Origin of the sequence: Amycolatopsis regifaucium (assembly GCF_001613935.1) — a bacterium.
GTDB classification, from domain to species: domain Bacteria; phylum Actinomycetota; class Actinomycetes; order Mycobacteriales; family Pseudonocardiaceae; genus Amycolatopsis; species Amycolatopsis regifaucium.
Window position 1 is genome coordinate 172,267 of sequence record NZ_LQCI01000010.1, and the last position, 15,457, is coordinate 187,723.

Sequence of the window (15,457 nt, forward strand, 5' to 3'; positions counted from 1 at the left end):
GGTTCTTTTCGCTTGCGGAGTACGTGAGCGGCGTCTCAACATGCGGGCAAGGGGTGGCTCGATCGCCACGACATCCGCTAACTTCGTCCCTAGGTCACGAGTGTCAGCGTCAAGCCCCGGCTAGCTGACCGGCAACCCTCCTTCCGCGGTGGGGTGCCCCGGGTGAGGACCTGGCTCGTCGCGCGGTGCGACGGGCAAGCGCGGGATCCTCGTCGGGTCCCCTGGCCCGGAGGATGACGATGACACTCGCTCTCGAACGCACCAGCACCCCCGCCACCGTCGCGGAAACCGTTGCCACAAACGAAATCCCGACCGTCGCCTGTGCGGAGCTGCGGGTCCCGCTGGTCACCGGCGGCGACATCGGTTACGCCAACCTCGACCACGCGGCGAGCGCTCCCTGTCTGGACAAGGTGCGCGACGCGGTCGACGAGTTCTTGCCCTGGTACGCCAGCGTGCACCGCGGCGCCGGGTTCGCCTCGCAGATCTCCACCAAGCTTTACGAGCGCACGCGCGGAATCCTGCGGAAGTTCGTCGACGCCCGATCGACCGACACCGTCGTGTTCACCCGCAACACCACCGATTCCTTCAACCTGCTCGCCCGCAGCCTGCCGAAGCACACGTCGGTCGTCGTGTTCGACACCGACCACCACGCCGCCCTGCTGCCGTGGAAGGGCCCGAACGTCCGCCGGATCAAGACGCCACGAACCCGCCTCGCCGCGGTGTCCGCTGTGGACGAAGCGCTCGCGGACTGCCCGCAGGGCCCGCGGCTGGTCGTCGTCACCGGCGCGTCCAACGTGACCGGGGAACTGTTGCCGGTCAAGGAGATCGCCGCCGTCGCGCGACGGCACGGCGCCCGGATCGCCCTCGACGCCGCGCAGCTCGCGCCGCACCGCCGGATCTCCGCGCGCGAGCTGGACGTCGACTACATCGCGCTGTCGGGCCACAAGCTGTACGCGCCTTTCGGTGCCGGTGCGCTGGTCGGCCGCGCCGACTGGCTGCGGGCCGCCCAGCCGTACCTCGCCGGTGGCGGTGCGACGAAGCTGGTCACTCGCGACTCAGAGGACCTCGGTGTCGTCTGGAACTCCGGCGCCGAGCGGCACGAAGCCGGTTCCCCCAACACCGTCGGCGTTTACGCCCTCGGTGTCGCTTGCGAGACGCTGGCCGGGACTTGGGACGCGGTCGTCGCCCACGAGGACGAACTGCTGGCCCGGCTGCGGCGCGGTCTCGCCGGTGTCCCCGGCTTCGCCGAGCTGCGGTTGTTCGACGCGCCGGTCGACCGGGTCGGCACGCTGAGCTTCGTCGTCGACGGCTTCGAGCCGGGCTGGCTCGCCGCGGTCCTGTCCGCGGAGTACGGCATCGGGGTGCGGGACGGCGCGTTCTGCGCGCATATCGCGACCAAGCGGCTGATCTCCGCCGCCGGTTCGGCCGGCCAGCAGGCCGTCCGGGTCAGCCTCGGCCTCGGCAGCACCACCGAGCACGTGGACCGGCTCGTGCTGGCGCTGCGCCAGATCGTCGCCCGCGGCGCCCGCTGGCAGTACGAGAAGCCGGAGGGCCGCTGGGTGCCGGAGAACGATCCCCGGGAGCTTCCCCCGTTCTGCGCCTGACCCACTACCCTCACCCGGCATGGGGAACGAGCGGCCGCGTTACTGGTTTCCGTTGGCGTCGCTGGGGTTCGCCCAGCTGATCGTGATGGCGCTGTCCTTCGGCCGCCCGCCGTGGACGGAGGGCTGGTTCGCCTACGCGCCCGGTAACAGCCAGCAGTTCCTGACGCAGAACCTGTACGGCGTGGAAATGAGCCGCGAAAGCGCGGCGGTGTTGGACGCGTCGTTCTACGGCGTCGGCCGGAACGACGGCTGGCTGTTCGCCGTACTCGCGGTCTACCTCGGCACTGTGCTCTTCTACGCCGTCAAGGCCAGGCGGGCGGGGAACGGCCCGCGGTGGTGGAAGGTGCTCGCGCTCGCCGTCGGCGGGCTGGTCGGCATCGTGCTGGCGGATCTGGTCGGATATCGGGAATTCGACATGGACGGCGACGCGCGGAGCGCGGTCCTGCTGACGCTGGGTCTGGTCGTGCTCGCCTGGCTGGACCGCAGCGTGCTGGTGCTGGTCGTGGCGGCGGCCTTCGTGTTCTGCGCGGTCGTGCTCGCCCAAGGACAGCTCGCACTGCTGCTGTCGTCACTGGTCGTGCTCGCCGGGGCGTTCGCGGCGCTGTTGAGCAGGCCGAAGGCGGCCGCCGGACAGACCTGAGCACGCTCCGTGGAGAATGGGGGAGTGAGTACAGAGCCCGAGACCGCGCCGCCGTCGCCGCCGTTGCCCAGGAAGCGCGTCGCCGTGGTGTTCGTCGTCGCCGCCGTGCTGTGGGGGATCGACCTGCTCACCAAGCAGCTCGCGGTGTCCACGCTGGAGGGCAAGCAACCGGTCGAGTTCCTCGGCGGGCTGGTCTACTTCCAGCTGGTGCGCAACCCCGGTGCCGCCTTCTCGATGGCGACCGGGCTGACCTGGGTGCTCGCGCTGGTCGCGGCCGCGGTCGTGGTCGCCATCGTCTGGCTGGCGCGGCGGCTGCGTTCGGTCGGCTGGGCGATCGGCCTCGGCCTGGTGCTGGCCGGCGCGCTCGGCAACCTGACCGACCGGATCTTCCGCGCGCCGGGCCCGCTGCGGGGGCACGTGGTCGACATGATCTCCGCGTTCGCGCCGAACGGGCAGGGCTGGGCGATCTTCAACGTCGCCGACTCCGCCATCTGCGTCGGCGGCGTGCTCATCGTCATCCTTTCCCTGCTGGGCAAGGACTACGACGGAACATCTACAAAGGACAAGAAGAAGGCGGCAACAGAATGAGCGCGCGCATGCTGCCCGTTCCCGACGGGCTCGACGGAATGCGCGTCGACGCGGGGCTGGCGAAACTGCTGGGGCTTTCCCGCACCGTCGTGGCGGAGCTGGCCGAATCCGGCGAGATCCTGCTCGACGGCAGGACGGCCGGGAAGTCGGACCGGCTGGCCGCCGGCGGACTGCTCGAAGTGACGCTGCCCGATCCGGCCTCGCCGATCGAGGTCGTCGCGGAGCCCGTCGAGGGCATGAAGATCCTGCACGACGATGACGACATCGTGGTGATCTCGAAGCCGGTCGGCGTCGCCGTGCACCCGAGCCCCGGCTGGACCGGCCCGACCGTGGTGGGCGGGCTCGCCGCCAGCGGGCTGCGAATCTCGACCTCCGGCGCGGCCGAACGCCAGGGTGTCGTGCACCGGCTGGACGCGGGCACCACCGGCGTGATGGTGGTGGCCAAGAGCGAGCACGCGTACACCGTGCTGAAGCGGGCGTTCAAGGAACGCACTGTCGACAAGGGTTACCACGCGATCGTCCAAGGCCATCCGGACCCGACGCGCGGCACCATCGACGCGCCGATCGACCGGCACCCCCGGCACGACTACAAGTTCGCCGTCGTACAGGGCGGGCGCCCCAGCGTCACGCATTACGAGGTCGTCGAGGCCTTCCGTGCCGCGTCGCTCGCCCAGATCAAGCTGGAGACCGGCCGCACGCACCAGATCCGCGTGCACTTCTCGGCGCTCAAGCACCCGTGCGTCGGTGACCTGACCTACGGCGCCGACCCGGTGCTGGCGCGCAAGCTCGGGCTGTCCCGGCAGTGGCTGCACGCGAAGACGCTCGGTTTCGCCCACCCCGCCGACGGGCGCTGGGTCGAGTTCGAGTCGGAGTACCCGGACGACCTGGCCAACGCGCTGCGCATCCTCCAGGACGAGAATTAACCCCCCGAATCCGCATTTAGAGGACGAAATGCGGTCCTTGCGCGCGCAACTACCGCGTTCAGTCCTCTAAATGCGGTAGTCAGGGCGGGCGGGGTGCTAGTCGTCGATCGACCAGGTGAGGGTGCGCTCGTCCGGTTCCGGGCGGGGTGACCACCGGACGGCGACCACGCGGGTGGTGTCCGGCAGCACGTAGACGGTGTGGCCGCCGAGGGTCTCGCCCGGCCGGACGCCGATCTTGTGCGGCGGACGCGAGGTCAGGGAGACCGGCGCCTTCGCGATCGGCTTGCCGTCCGCGGTGAGCAGTTCGAGGTAGTTGTCCGGAAGGGACACGAACGGGGTGTTCCCGCGGTTGGTGATCTCGGTGTGCACCACGACCGACCGTTCACCGGCCTCCAGCGAATAACCTGCCGCGCTGAACAGGTAGTCCGCCGGGTCTTGGACCTCGAGCAACTGGACGGCGAGCTGCTCGCCCTCCAGCCCTTGGGTCTCCATGACGTCGCCTGTCCGGCCCTTCTTGCCCTCCGGGGCCTGCGGCGGCGCGGCCTGCGGCTCGTCGCCGCGGGCCCAGGACGCGGTCTGCGGGACACCCCAGGTGCTCATCACCGGGTCGGGCGGCGGCAGCGGGGGCGCGAACTGCTGCTGCTGCGGTGCGGGCGGACGTTGTTGTGGCTGCGGAGGCGGGGCCATCGGCTGACGCACCGGGGCCGACGGCGGCCCGGGATAGCGGCCCGACGGCGTGCCGTGCACGTTGTACGGCCCTGACGGCGTTCCCTGGACGTTGTACGGACCCGATGGGGTGCCCTGCACGTTGTACGGACCGGACGGCGTGCCCTGGACGTTGTGCGGTCCGGAGTGGCCCGGCGGACGCTGGGGCTGTTGAGGCTGTGGCGGCTGCTGCGCCCAGGAAGGCGGCGAACTCGCGATGGCGGCCCGCAGTCCGTTCGGGTCGCTTTCCACACCCACGAGCAGCGGCAATCCGCTGCCGGAGAGGGCGACCAGACGGTACGCGACCTCGCGCGGATCCATGCCGACCTTGGCCGCGAGTTCGTGCACGGCCGCCTTGCCCATGTCCGCGAGGGCGGCGAGCAGGCGGGTATCCACGGGATCGGTCACGGCCACGTCCGGGAACGCTACCGCCTCGCCTCCGGCGCCGTGCGAAGGCCGTCCGCGTGCCGCGAAACCCGGCTTCGGTAGGACGCGCTCTCCATTAGGGTCGGGGATACCGCCTCCACCGATCCCCTGGGGAAGAAACATGAGCGAAGTCTCCGCCCTCGCCGACGAGTTCGTCGAAGCCCTCTTCGACGCCGAGCCGGTCATGCCCGCCTTGCAGGGCTTCCGTCCGGAATCGACCGGCCTCACCGACCTCAGCGAGGAGGCGGGAGACGCCTTCCGCGCGAAGCTGGCCGGTCTCGCCGAGCGGGCCGAAGCCCTCGGCACCGACGGACTGAGCGCGGAGGAGAAGACCACCCGGGACGTCCTGATCGCGATGGCGCGGGCGAGGATCGCGCTGCTGGATTCGCGGTTCGTCGAGTTCACCGTCAGCGACCTGTTCATCTCGCCTGCCGCCGAGGTGCTCACCGTGCTGCCGATGATGTCGGTCGGCACGGGCGCGCAGGCGGAAGCCCATCTCGGCCGGATCGCCGCCATCCCGGAGTACCTGCGGCAGGCCGCCCAGCGGCATCGTGACGGCGTGGCCCGCGGCCTGGTCCCGGTCGCCTACCTCGTCGACGCCGCCGTCGCCTACCTCGACCGTCACCTCGCCGAGCCGTCGGCCGATCCGCTGCTGCGCCAGCCCGCGCCCGACGACGACTTCGAGACCCGCCGCGCCGGCCTGCTGCGCGACGTCGTCCGGCCGGCGATCGCCGAGTACCGCGAGGTGCTCGCGAAGGAGATCGCGCCGCACGGCCGTCCCGAGGACAAGCCCGGCGTCTGCTGGCTGCCCGACGGCGAGCGCATCTACGCCCTCCTCGCCGAAATGCACACCACCACCGTCCGCACCCCGCGTGAGCTGCACCAGACCGGGCTCGACGTGATCGCGGACCTCGCCGCCGAGTACCGCGAGTACGGCTCCCGGGTCTTCGGCACCACCGACCTCGGCGAGATCTTCACCAAGCTCCGCACCGACCCGGCATTGCGCTGGTCCAGCGCCGAAGAACTGCTCGACTCCGCCCGCTCGGCCATCACCAGGGCCGAGGCCGAGGCGCCGAAGTGGTTCGGCCGGATCCCGCCGCAGCCGTGGACGGTCGAACCGGTCCCCGCCGAATCCGCGCCCGGCGCGCCGGCCGCGTACTACATGTGGCCCGCCGTCGACGGCTCCCGGCCGGGGATCTACTTCGCCAACACCCACAAGGCGGAGGAGCGGTTCCGGCACGCGGCCGAGGCCACGGCGTTCCACGAGGCCATTCCCGGCCACCACTTCCAGCTGAGTCTCGCGCAGGGACTGACCGAACTCCCGCTGCTGCGCCGGATCGGCGACTTCACCGCGTACGCCGAGGGCTGGGGGCTCTACACCGAGCGACTCGCCGACGAGATGGGGCTGTACTCCGACGACGTCGCGAAACTCGGCATGCTGACCATGGATTCGATGCGCGCCGGACGGCTCGTGGTCGACACCGGGCTGCACGCGCTGGGCTGGAGCCGCCGCCAGGCCATCGACTTCCTCACCGAGAACACGCCGATGGCGCCGGTCGAGATCGAGTCCGAAGTGGACCGTTACATCGCCTTCCCCGGTCAGGCGCTGTCGTACATGGTGGGGCGGCTGGAGATCCAGCGCATCCGCCAGGAGGCCGAGCTCACGCTGGGCAGCCGATTCGACATCAAGGCCTTCCACGACGTCGTGCTCGGCGGGGGATCATTGCCGCTTTCGGTGCTGGACGGCGTGGTCCGCGACTGGGTCGCCGGCCACGGCGACACCCCCAACGGTCTCGCCGAAGAGCTCATGGCGCTCAAGTTCGAAGAGCTCCCGCTGTGGCAATCCCTGCTCGGCCTGCCCTGCGACCACGGCGCGCTGCCCGACCCGAGCGCGGCGGCCGCGGCGGCGCAGCGCGCGTCGGCGGTGTCGATCGCCGAACGGGCCGAAGCCCTGGACGTGGCCGGGCTTTCCCCGGCAGAGGCGGTCACCCGCGAGGTCGTGATCCAGCAGGCGAAGGCGATGATCGACGTGGTCGACGCCCGCGCCGCCGAGTTCTCGGTCAGCGACGGGCTGGCCTCGCCCGCGTTGTTCATGCTCAACGAACTCGCGGTGCTGACGCTCAACGACGAAGAACGGGTCCGGGGTTACCTGAAGCGCCTGGACGGCATGGGTGACTATCTGGACGCCCTGATCACGCGCCAGCGCGCGGCGGCGGCCGAGGGACTGGTGCCACCCGACTTCCTCGTCGAAGGCGGGATCGCTTACGTGGAGCGGTATCTCGGTGACGTGGCGGGTGACCCGCTGGCGCTCACCGCCTCCGTTTCCGTGGAAGGCTATGAGGCCGAACGGGACCGCTTGCTGACCGAGGTGGTCCGCCCCGCCTACACCCGCTACCGCGACTTCCTCGCCACCGAACTGCGTCCCGTGGCGAAGAGCGCGGAAGAGCCGGGGTTGTGCGCGCTTCCCGGCGGGCAGGAGAAGTACGCCGCGTTGATCCGCGCGCACACCTCCACCGAGCGCACCGCGCAGGAGCTGCACGACACCGGGCTCGAGATGATCGCGAAACTGGCCGACCAGTACCGCGAGCTGGGCGAGAAGGTCTTCGGCACGAAGGACCTCGAAGAGATTTTCGAGCGGCTCCGTACCGACCCCGCCCTGCGCTGGCGCGACGGCGACGAACTGCTCGACGCCGCCCGCGCGGCCATCACCCGCGCCGAAGCCGTCGCCCCGCGGTGGTTCTCGACCATTCCCGAGGAGCGCTGCCAGGTCGAGCCGGTCCCGCCCGCGGAGGCGCCCGGCGGAACGCTGGCGTACTACATCGAGGCGGCGCTCGACGGGTCGCGGCCGGGTACCTACTACGCGAACACCTACGAGGCCGAGCAGCGGCCCAAGCACACGAGCGAGGCGATCGCGTTCCACGAAGCCGTTCCGGGACACCATTTCCAGATCTGCATCGCGCACAAGCTCAAGGGCCTGCCGATGCTGCGCGGACACGCCGATGTCAACGCCTACGTCGAAGGCTGGGGGCTCTACTCGGAGCGTCTCGCCGACGAGATGGGCCTGTACTCCAGTGACCTGACCAGGTTCGGCATGCTCACCCAGGATTCGATGCGTGCCGGGCGGCTGGTCGTCGACACCGGCATGCACGCGCTCGGCTGGAGTCGTCAGCGCGCCGTCGACTTCCTGGCCGAGAACACGCCGATGGCCCGCGTGGAGATCGAGGCCGAGATCGACCGCTACGCCGCGGTGCCCGCGCAGGCGCTGTCGTACATGGTCGGCCGCCTGGAGATCGAGCGGATCCGCGCCGAGGCCGAGGCCGCCCTCGGCGACCGGTTCGACATCAAGGGCTTCCACGAGGTCGTTCTCGGCAACGGGATCCTGCCGCTGCGTGTGCTGGACAACGTCGTGAAGGAATGGGTGGCCGCCCAGTGAGCCGGGACACAGGCGAAAGACGGCGTCCCGGCGCATACTGTCGCTAAGCGAGCGCTCAGTAACGTACGAGGGAGATGCCGATGAGGATCGGGACCGCGATCAGCTACGCCGGTGGTTTCGCCGACAGCGTGGCGGACATCGTCGAGCTGGAGAAGGCCGGGCTGGACATCGTCTTCGTCCCCGAGGCCTACTCCTTCGACGCGGTCAGCCAGCTCGGCTACGTCGCGGCGAAGACCGAGCGGGTCCAGATCGCCTCCGGGATCTTCCAGATCTACACGCGGACCCCGACGTTGACCGCGATGACCGCCGCCGGGCTCGACTTCGTCTCCGACGGCCGGTTCACCCTCGGCATCGGCGCGTCGGGTCCGCAGGTCATCGAGGGTTTCCACGGCGTGAAGTACGACGCGCCGCTCGGCCGGACCCGCGAGATCATCGACATCTGCCGTCAGGTGTGGCGGCGGGAGAAGGTGGTGCACTCCGGCACGCACTACTCGATCCCGCTGCCACCCGAGCAGGGCACCGGCCTCGGCAAGCCGCTGAAGCTGATCAATCACCCGGTTCGGGAGCGGATCCCGATCCTGCTGGCCTCGATCGGCCCGAAGAACGTCGCGCTGACCGCCGAACTCGCCGAAGGCTGGGAGCCGATCTTCTTCCACCCCGAGAAGGCGGCCGAGGTCTGGGGCGCGTCGCTGGCCGAGGGCAAGGCGAAGCGGGACCCGTCGCTGGGCGAGCTGGACACCTTCGTCGGGACGGCGCTGGCGATCGGTGACGACGTCGACGGGCTGCTGGACCACCTGCGCGGCATGCTGGCGCTCTACATCGGTGGGATGGGCGCGCGCGGCAAGAACTTCTACAACAGCCTCGCGCAGCGCTACGGCTATGAGGCCGAAGCGAAGCTCATCCAGGACCTCTACCTGGACGGCAAGAAGGACGAAGCCGCCGCGGCGGTGCCGACGGAACTGATCAGGGCGATCTCGCTGATCGGGCCCGAGGGCTACGTCAAGGAGCGGCTCGCCGCGTTCCGGGAGGCCGGTGCGACGACACTGGTGGTCAACCCGCTGCTTCCGGGGCGTGAAGCCCGCGTCGCCCAGGTGTCGAAGTTGCGCGAACTCATCGGCTAGTTCGTTCGAAGTTTTCCGACGCACTGAGGGAGTCGAAGCTCTCACCTGTATCGATACGGTATCCTCGACCTGCGCCGACGTATCCCCGCCGTGGTCAAAAAGCGGCATCGCGGTGAGAAGAGAACGTAAAGCACGCCTGAACGGCAGGAAAATCGGCCATTATCAGGAGTGAAAGCGAAAGCTCGGGGAATACGTTCGCGACGAAGGTGAGGTGTCCTCGCGTGCGCAGAAAGATCGGGGAACCGGCCGCCGCCGTCCTGGACGTCGGGTCGTTCAGCGCTCGGCTGGTCGTATTGGCCAGGGGCGGAACACCGCTCGATCCGGTGCTGAGCCATCAGACGCGCCTTCGGCTCGACCGGGAACTGGACGACGACGGCAAGCTGACCCGGCGGGGCATCGACGCGGTTTCGTCCGCGGTCGAGGCAGGCATGACCATGGCGGCCAAGCACGGCGTCGAGAACGTGTACCCGCTTGCGACGTCATCGATCCGCGACGCCGCCAACGTGAAGCAGGTCGTCGCCGACGTCGCCAAGGCCACCGGCGTCACACTGCAGTTCCTCACCGGCCGCCGCGAGGCGGAACTGGCCTATGTCGGAGCGCGCCGGTGGTACGGCGCTTCCGCGGGCGGGTTGCTGGTGCTCGACATCGGCGGCGGGACCGTCGAACTCGCCGCGGGCAACGCGGAGGAGGCCGGGTTCGCGCATTCGCTGCCGCTCGGCGCCCGCTCGCTGACGCGCGACTGGATGTCCACCGAATGCCCGTCGCCGAAGGTCGTCCGGGCCATGCGCGACCATGTCCTCGACGAGGTCCGCGACGCGATGCGGGACGTGCTCCCGGAGATCCGCGATCACCGCGCCGTCGGCTGCTCCAAGGTGCTGCGGCAACTCGCCAGGCTCGCGGGCGACCGGCCGTCCCGGGCACGGGAACTGCACCTCGACGACCTCCGCGCGTGGATCCCGAGGCTCGCGAAGCTGCCGGCGAAACGCCGCGCCGAACTGCCGGGCATTTCGCGACAGCGCTCCCACCAGGCACTGGCAGGCGCGGTCGTCGCGGAGGCGTTGCTGACGCTGGCCGGTGGCCAGGTCGCCATCTGCCCGTGGTCGACCAGGGACGGCCTGCTGCTCACCATGCGCGACGGCCTGGTCGGTCTCGACGGCAAGCCGGCGAAAGCCGCCTGAAAACTGGCGTTTTCGGCCGAGAGCGGGTACGCCGGACACATGAGGGAAAGCAAGAAGAACTTCGGGCAAGACGAAGAAGAAGAACTCGACGACCTTCGCAAGGTCCAGCCGAAGACCGACGTGCCGAGCGCGCCCAACCGCGACATCGGCCCGCACGGGACCGGGGACGTCGACGGCGTTCCGGGCAGCGGTGAGGTGCCGGTCGAGCCCCCGGACTGAGCGGTCACTCGTGCTTCGGCCGCCGCCGCACCGGAGCGCGGCCCGCGGGCTGCACCGGCGCCGGGCCGGGGTCGATGGGCGGGATCGGCAGCCGCACCGGTTCCGCGGTGACGGTGAACGTCTCGCCGTGGTGCATCAGTTCCAACGGGTCCCCGGTGATCACGTGATACGTCACGCCTTCGCCGTCGATCTCGACCTGGAACCGGGTGCCGCGGAAGGTCAGCCGGAACGCGATCCGCTGTAGCTGCGGCGGCAGTCGCGGCGCGAAGGTCAGCCGCCCGCCGTGGTCGCGCAGCCCGCCGAACCCGGCGACGGTGCCTTGCCACGCGCCCGCCAGTGACGCCATGTGCAGGCCGTTGCGGACGTTGTTGTGCACGTCGTGGAGGTCGGTGAGCGCGGCTTCGGCGAGGTAGTCATACGCCAGTTCGAGATGCCCGACCTCGGCCGCCATCACGGCCTGCGTTCCCGCCGACAGCGAGGAATCCCGCACCGTCCGCGCCTCGTAGTAGGCGAAGTCGCGCGCTTTCTGCTCCGGGGTGAAGGAATCCCCGCAGAGGTGCAGCGCGAGCACCAGGTCCGCCTGTTTGACCACCTGCTTGCGGTACAGATCGAAGTACGGGAAGTTCAGCAGCAGCGGGTAGAAATCCGCGTCGGTGGCCTCGAAGTCCCACTCGTCGTGCTCCAGGAAGCCTTCGGATTGCGGGTGGACGCCGAGGTCCTCGTCGTAGGGGATCAGCATCGCTTCGGCCGCTTTGCGCCACAACGCGACTTCGTCCGCGTCGACCCCGAACGCTTCGGCGACGTCCTCGTGCTGTCCGCAGATTTCGGCGGCGTAGAACAGGTTCCGCTGCGCCATCAGGTTCGTGTACACGTTGTTGTCCGCCACCGCGGAGTATTCGTCCGGCCCGGTGACGCCGTCGATCCGGAACCGGCCGCGGCGGTCGAAATGCCCCAGTGACAACCACATCCGTGCGGTTTCGAGGAGCAGTTCCGCGCCCTCGGTCCGCATGAACTCGTCGTCGCCGGTGGCGTTGAGGTAGCGCACGACGGCGTCGGAGATGTCCGCGCTGACGTGGAACGCCGCCGTGCCCGCCGGCCAGTAGGCCGAACACTCCGCGCCGTTGATGGACCGCCAGGGGAACGCCGCGCCGCGCAAGCCCAGCTGCGCCGCCCTTTCCCTCGCTTTGTCCAAAGTGGAGTGGCGCCAGCGAAGCGCGTCGCGGGCGGCGTCCGGCATGCTGTAGGTGAGGACGGGCAATACGAAGGTTTCGGTGTCCCAGAACGCGTGCCCGTCGTAACCGGGGCCGGTCAACCCCTTGCCCGCCAAGGCCCTCGTCTCGCCCCGGGCCCCGGCCTGCAGGAGATGGAAGAGCGCGAACCGCACCGCTTGCTGCAGTTCCGGGTCGCCCTCGATCTCGATGTCCGAGGTCTCCCAGAAGTCGTCGAGGAACTCCTTCTGCTCGGCGAGCAGCCCCTTCCAGCCGGTCTGCCGCGCCCCCGCCAGCGCGGCTTCGACCTGCGCGCGCACGGCGGGCAGCGAACGCTGCGCGGACCAGCCGTAGGCCAGGTACTTGGTGATCCGCAGCCGTCCGCCCTTCGGCACGTCGACGGCGACGGTGAGCCGCGCGAGGTCCTCTTCGGCCTGGATGTGCGTGCGGACGCCGTCGGTGACGTCGATCTTGTGATCCATCGCCGCGGCCATCCGCAGCCCGGACTGGCGGGTCTGGTGCACCAGCACGGCGTGATACCCCTCGGCGTGGTGGAACTCCGCGATCAGCGGGGATTCCAGTGCCGCCGCGACCCGCGGATCACGGGTGTCGGACTCGATCGGCTCGTTGGCGAGCAGATCCGACTGCACCACCAGCTGGAGCTCGTCGTCGAGCGGTTCGACCTCGTACCGGATCGCGGCGACGGAGCGCTGGGTGAAGGAGACCAGGCGTTCGGTCTTCACGCGCACCCGGCGCCCGGTCGGCGAAGACCACACCGTGTCGCGCGCGAGCGTGCCCTTGCGGAAGTCGAGCACGCGGTCGTGGTCGGTCGCCTGGCCGTACCGCATGTCGAGCGGTTCGTCCTCGACGAGCAGCCGGATGATCTTGCCGTCGGTCACGTTGACGACGGTCTGTCCTTCTTCCGGGTAACCGTAACCGGCTTCCGCGTAGGGAAGATCGTGCTGCTCGTAGAACCCGTTGAGATAGGTGCCCGGCAGACCGCGGGGTTCGGCTTCCTCCAGTGTCCCGCGCAGGCCGATATGCCCGTTGGACAACGCGAACGCCGATTCGGTGCGCTGCAGGGCGTCGACGTCCATGCCGCGCCAGCGCAGCTCCCAGGGCGCCACCTCGTAGCCGCGGAAAAGCGGGTCGGTCACTTCTCGTCCTCCAGCAGTTCGGCGAGGTCGTCCACCACGACGTCGGCACCGTGGGCGAGCAGTTCGCCCGCCTGATGCGCGCGATTCACCCCGACCACGTAACCGAATCGGCCTTCCTTACCGGCCTGTACCCCCGCGAGCGCGTCCTCGAACACGGCCGCGTGCTCCGGGGAGACGCCGAAAGCCTCGGCCCCGGCGAGGAAAGAGTCGGGGGCGGGTTTGCCGCGAAGACCCCTTTCGACGATCACGATCCCGTCGATCCGCGCTTCGACGAACCTGGTCAGGTCGGCGGCGTCGAGCACCTTCGCGCCGTTGGCCGACGAGGTGACCACGCCGATGCGCAAGCCGGCCGCCTTCGCCGCCTCCAGGTATCGCACGGAACCCGGATACGGCGTGACGCCTTCTTCCTCGATGATCGCGAGGACCAGCTGGTTCTTGCGATTCCCGACGCCGTTGACGGTCGCGGCGTCGACATCGTCGTCGGGGTTTCCCTCGGGCAAGTCGATGCCACGCGAGGCGAGGAAGGTGCGGACGCCGTCGGCCCTCGGCCTTCCGTCGACGTAAGAGGCGTAGTCGGCGTCGGTGAACGGGGAGAACGCGTCGCCGTCGCGGGCGCGCAGGAAGTCGTCGAACGTGCGTTTCCACGCTTCGCGGTGCTGGGCCGCGGTTCCGGTCAGCACGCCGTCGAGGTCGAAGAGGCAGGCCGTGATGGTGTCGGGCAGACCGATCATGTCTGGCCACGCTACCCGCGCTCGGCGGTGCCCGCTCGGCTTTCGGGATGCGGCCGCACCAGGTGGATCAGTTCGTGGACGGTCGCGTCGGCGAGGCTGTAGCGCACGATCCGGCCATCGCGGCGCGCCGTCACCAGGCCGTGCGCGCGCAACAGCCGCAACGCCTGCGAGACCGCGGTGTCGGTCATACCGGTGGCCGCGGAGAGATCGGTCACGCTGATTTCGCGCGCGTAATGGATCGAGACGAGCAGCGCGAGCCGTGACGGATCCGCGACGAGCGAGAACCGTTGTGCCCATTCGGTGATCGCCTCGCGGTCACCCATGCCTTCGACGGCGGCGTCCACCCGGTCCGGCTCGATGCTCACCCGCCGATGTTATGCGGCGCGGACCACGAGTGCGACGTGCCGCGCGGCCCGGTCCAGCGGATCGGGCGACCGGCGGACCCGGCTGACGAGCAAAGCGCCTTCGAGGTTGGTCACGATGGCCGTCGCGAGGTCTTCGGCCCTTTCGCCGTCGGCACCGTGGGCGCCGAGCAAGTCGACCAGCAGCGCGTGCCAGGCGGCGAACGCGTCCTCGCACGCCTTGGTGATCGCGGGGGAGGCGTGTGCCATCTCCAGCGTGATCGTGGCGAGCGGGCAGCCGCCGCGGTAGCCGTCGGTGGCCAGCGCCTCGCCCGCCTTGCGATACCACCAGCTCACGGCGTCCTCGATGGTCTCGTTGCGTTCGAAGGCGCGGCGGACCGTCTTGGCCACGACGGCGGTGCCGAGCTCGATGGCGGCGACCGCGAGCTGCTCCTTGCCACCGGGGAAGTGGTGGTACGCCGAGCCCCACGGCGTCCCGGCATGCTCGACCAGCCGCCGCCACGAGGTCGCCTGGTAGCCCTCGCGACGGAAGAGCGTCATCGCGGTCGAAATCATCCGCTCACGGGTGGTGGCATCGGACACGTCTCCGAGCATAGCCCTTGACTAGGACGATCGTCTTGGGAAAGGCTAGGACGACCGTCTTAGGAGGCAGTCATGACCGTCGACGTCACCGGCCAGACCAGGCAGAAGACCGTGACCTGGCAGGATCCGTTGCCCACCGCGCGGCTCGGCCGTGCACTGTCCGGGCTGGACTACCTGACCGGCATCGCCGAGGGCCGCATCCCGCCTCCGCCGATCTCGGCGCATTTCGGGATGCGCTGGGTGAGCGTGGCCCAGGGCGACGTCGTACTCGCCGCGACGCCGGACGAGTCGCTGTACAACCCGATCGGCACGGTGCACGGCGGGGTCGCGGCGACCCTCCTGGATTCGGCGGTGGCGTGCGCGGTGCATTCGACCCTGCCCGCCGGGGTCGGCTACACCTCGGTCGAGTTGAAGGTGAACTTCCTGCGCGCCATTTCCGGCTCGGTGGGGGAGATCCGCGCGCACGGCTGGATCGTGAAGGCCGGTTCGCGGGTGGCGTTCGCCGAGGGCGACATCCGGGACGCGGAGGGCAAGGTGCTCGCGACCGCGTCGAGCACCTGCCTGATCATCGCTCCCTGAC

General features: G+C 69.8%; 14 protein-coding genes and 1 riboswitch. Of the genes, 9 read left to right on the plus strand and 5 right to left on the minus strand.

What is annotated here, in order from left to right; all coding sequences use genetic code 11:
- The first annotated feature begins 92 nt into the window (after nucleotides 1-92).
- Nucleotides 93-207: riboswitch (SAM riboswitch) on the plus strand.
- 32 nt (nucleotides 208-239) lie between these two features.
- The 4 genes from AVL48_RS13165 to AVL48_RS13180 are packed head-to-tail and all read left to right on the plus strand — an operon-like array spanning nucleotide 240 to nucleotide 3,755.
- Nucleotides 240-1,604 (plus strand): aminotransferase class V-fold PLP-dependent enzyme, encoded by a 1,365-nt coding sequence (locus tag AVL48_RS13165; protein ID WP_061983255.1) that lies wholly within the window; start codon nucleotides 240-242, stop codon nucleotides 1,602-1,604.
- A 19-nt stretch (nucleotides 1,605-1,623) separates the two neighbouring features.
- Entirely contained in the window at nucleotides 1,624-2,244 is a 621-nt protein-coding gene (locus AVL48_RS38275) for a hypothetical protein (protein ID WP_061983256.1), read from the plus strand.
- A 24-nt stretch (nucleotides 2,245-2,268) separates the two neighbouring features.
- Complete coding sequence (gene lspA, locus AVL48_RS13175; protein WP_061983257.1) at nucleotides 2,269-2,832, plus strand: signal peptidase II; 564 nt, start codon at nucleotides 2,269-2,271, stop codon at nucleotides 2,830-2,832.
- Complete coding sequence (locus AVL48_RS13180; RefSeq protein WP_061983258.1) at nucleotides 2,829-3,755, plus strand: RluA family pseudouridine synthase; 927 nt, start codon at nucleotides 2,829-2,831, stop codon at nucleotides 3,753-3,755. The genes lspA and AVL48_RS13180 overlap by 4 nt, the downstream gene beginning before the upstream one ends.
- Nucleotides 3,756-3,851: 96 nt before the next feature.
- Here the strand turns inward: AVL48_RS13180 and AVL48_RS13185 are convergent, their stop codons facing one another.
- Nucleotides 3,852-4,874 carry an Lrp/AsnC family transcriptional regulator gene (locus tag AVL48_RS13185; RefSeq protein ID WP_061983259.1) on the minus strand — a complete coding sequence of 341 codons (1,023 nt, stop codon included), beginning with the start codon at nucleotides 4,872-4,874 and terminating at the stop codon, nucleotides 3,852-3,854.
- 133 nt (nucleotides 4,875-5,007) lie between these two features.
- Between AVL48_RS13185 and AVL48_RS13190 the strand changes: the two genes are divergently transcribed.
- From AVL48_RS13190 to AVL48_RS13205, 4 genes are all read left to right on the plus strand, one after another.
- Entirely contained in the window at nucleotides 5,008-8,319 is a 3,312-nt protein-coding gene (locus AVL48_RS13190; protein WP_061983260.1) for a DUF885 domain-containing protein, read from the plus strand.
- An 80-nt stretch (nucleotides 8,320-8,399) separates the two neighbouring features.
- A complete protein-coding gene (locus tag AVL48_RS13195) occupies nucleotides 8,400-9,440 on the plus strand; it encodes an LLM class F420-dependent oxidoreductase (protein WP_061983261.1) in 1,041 nt (346 codons plus the stop codon).
- A gap of 221 nt (nucleotides 9,441-9,661) precedes the next feature.
- Nucleotides 9,662-10,618 carry a Ppx/GppA phosphatase family protein gene (locus AVL48_RS13200; protein ID WP_061983262.1) on the plus strand — a complete coding sequence of 319 codons (957 nt, stop codon included), beginning with the start codon at nucleotides 9,662-9,664 and terminating at the stop codon, nucleotides 10,616-10,618.
- Between the two features lie 39 nt (nucleotides 10,619-10,657).
- Nucleotides 10,658-10,837 (plus strand): hypothetical protein, encoded by a 180-nt coding sequence (locus AVL48_RS13205; RefSeq protein WP_061983263.1) that lies wholly within the window; start codon nucleotides 10,658-10,660, stop codon nucleotides 10,835-10,837.
- 4 nt (nucleotides 10,838-10,841) lie between these two features.
- Here AVL48_RS13205 and AVL48_RS13210 read toward each other — a convergent pair whose 3' ends face one another.
- The 4 genes from AVL48_RS13210 to AVL48_RS13225 are packed head-to-tail and all read right to left on the minus strand — an operon-like array spanning nucleotide 10,842 to nucleotide 14,877.
- Entirely contained in the window at nucleotides 10,842-13,142 is a 2,301-nt protein-coding gene (locus AVL48_RS13210; protein WP_425266080.1) for a glycoside hydrolase family 65 protein, read from the minus strand.
- Between the two features lie 56 nt (nucleotides 13,143-13,198).
- Complete coding sequence (locus AVL48_RS13215) at nucleotides 13,199-13,933, minus strand: HAD family hydrolase (RefSeq protein ID WP_061983265.1); 735 nt, start codon at nucleotides 13,931-13,933, stop codon at nucleotides 13,199-13,201.
- An 11-nt stretch (nucleotides 13,934-13,944) separates the two neighbouring features.
- Nucleotides 13,945-14,256, minus strand: a complete 312-nt coding sequence (locus AVL48_RS13220) for an ArsR/SmtB family transcription factor (RefSeq protein ID WP_061983347.1) — start codon at nucleotides 14,254-14,256, stop codon at nucleotides 13,945-13,947.
- Nucleotides 14,257-14,307: 51 nt separating this feature from the next.
- Nucleotides 14,308-14,877 (minus strand): TetR/AcrR family transcriptional regulator, encoded by a 570-nt coding sequence (locus AVL48_RS13225; RefSeq protein WP_244162308.1) that lies wholly within the window; start codon nucleotides 14,875-14,877, stop codon nucleotides 14,308-14,310.
- A gap of 72 nt (nucleotides 14,878-14,949) precedes the next feature.
- Here AVL48_RS13225 and AVL48_RS13230 point away from each other — a divergent pair, with 72 nt between their 5' ends.
- On the plus strand, nucleotides 14,950-15,456 hold the full coding sequence (locus tag AVL48_RS13230; RefSeq protein WP_061983267.1) for a PaaI family thioesterase: 507 nt from the start codon (nucleotides 14,950-14,952) through the stop codon (nucleotides 15,454-15,456).
- Nucleotide 15,457 lies beyond the last annotated feature (1 nt).

What these genes read in the sequence shown, in the direction of transcription:
- AVL48_RS38275 (WP_061983256.1), top strand. Translation starts at nt 1,624, where the DNA reads ATGGGGAACGAGCGGCCGCGTTACTGGTTTCCGTTGGCGTCGCTGGGG.
- AVL48_RS13230 (WP_061983267.1), top strand. Translation starts at nt 14,950, where the DNA reads ATGACCGTCGACGTCACCGGCCAGACCAGGCAGAAGACCGTGACCTGG.
- AVL48_RS13165 (WP_061983255.1), top strand. Translation starts at nt 240, where the DNA reads ATGACACTCGCTCTCGAACGCACCAGCACCCCCGCCACCGTCGCGGAA.
- AVL48_RS13220 (WP_061983347.1), bottom strand. Translation starts at nt 14,256, where the DNA reads ATGGGTGACCGCGAGGCGATCACCGAATGGGCACAACGGTTCTCGCTC.
- AVL48_RS13195 (WP_061983261.1), top strand. Translation starts at nt 8,400, where the DNA reads ATGAGGATCGGGACCGCGATCAGCTACGCCGGTGGTTTCGCCGACAGC.
- AVL48_RS13210 (WP_425266080.1), bottom strand. Translation starts at nt 13,142, where the DNA reads ATGGACGTCGACGCCCTGCAGCGCACCGAATCGGCGTTCGCGTTGTCC.
- AVL48_RS13180 (WP_061983258.1), top strand. Translation starts at nt 2,829, where the DNA reads ATGAGCGCGCGCATGCTGCCCGTTCCCGACGGGCTCGACGGAATGCGC.
- AVL48_RS13215 (WP_061983265.1), bottom strand. Translation starts at nt 13,933, where the DNA reads ATGATCGGTCTGCCCGACACCATCACGGCCTGCCTCTTCGACCTCGAC.
- AVL48_RS13205 (WP_061983263.1), top strand. Translation starts at nt 10,658, where the DNA reads ATGAGGGAAAGCAAGAAGAACTTCGGGCAAGACGAAGAAGAAGAACTC.
- AVL48_RS13190 (WP_061983260.1), top strand. Translation starts at nt 5,008, where the DNA reads ATGAGCGAAGTCTCCGCCCTCGCCGACGAGTTCGTCGAAGCCCTCTTC.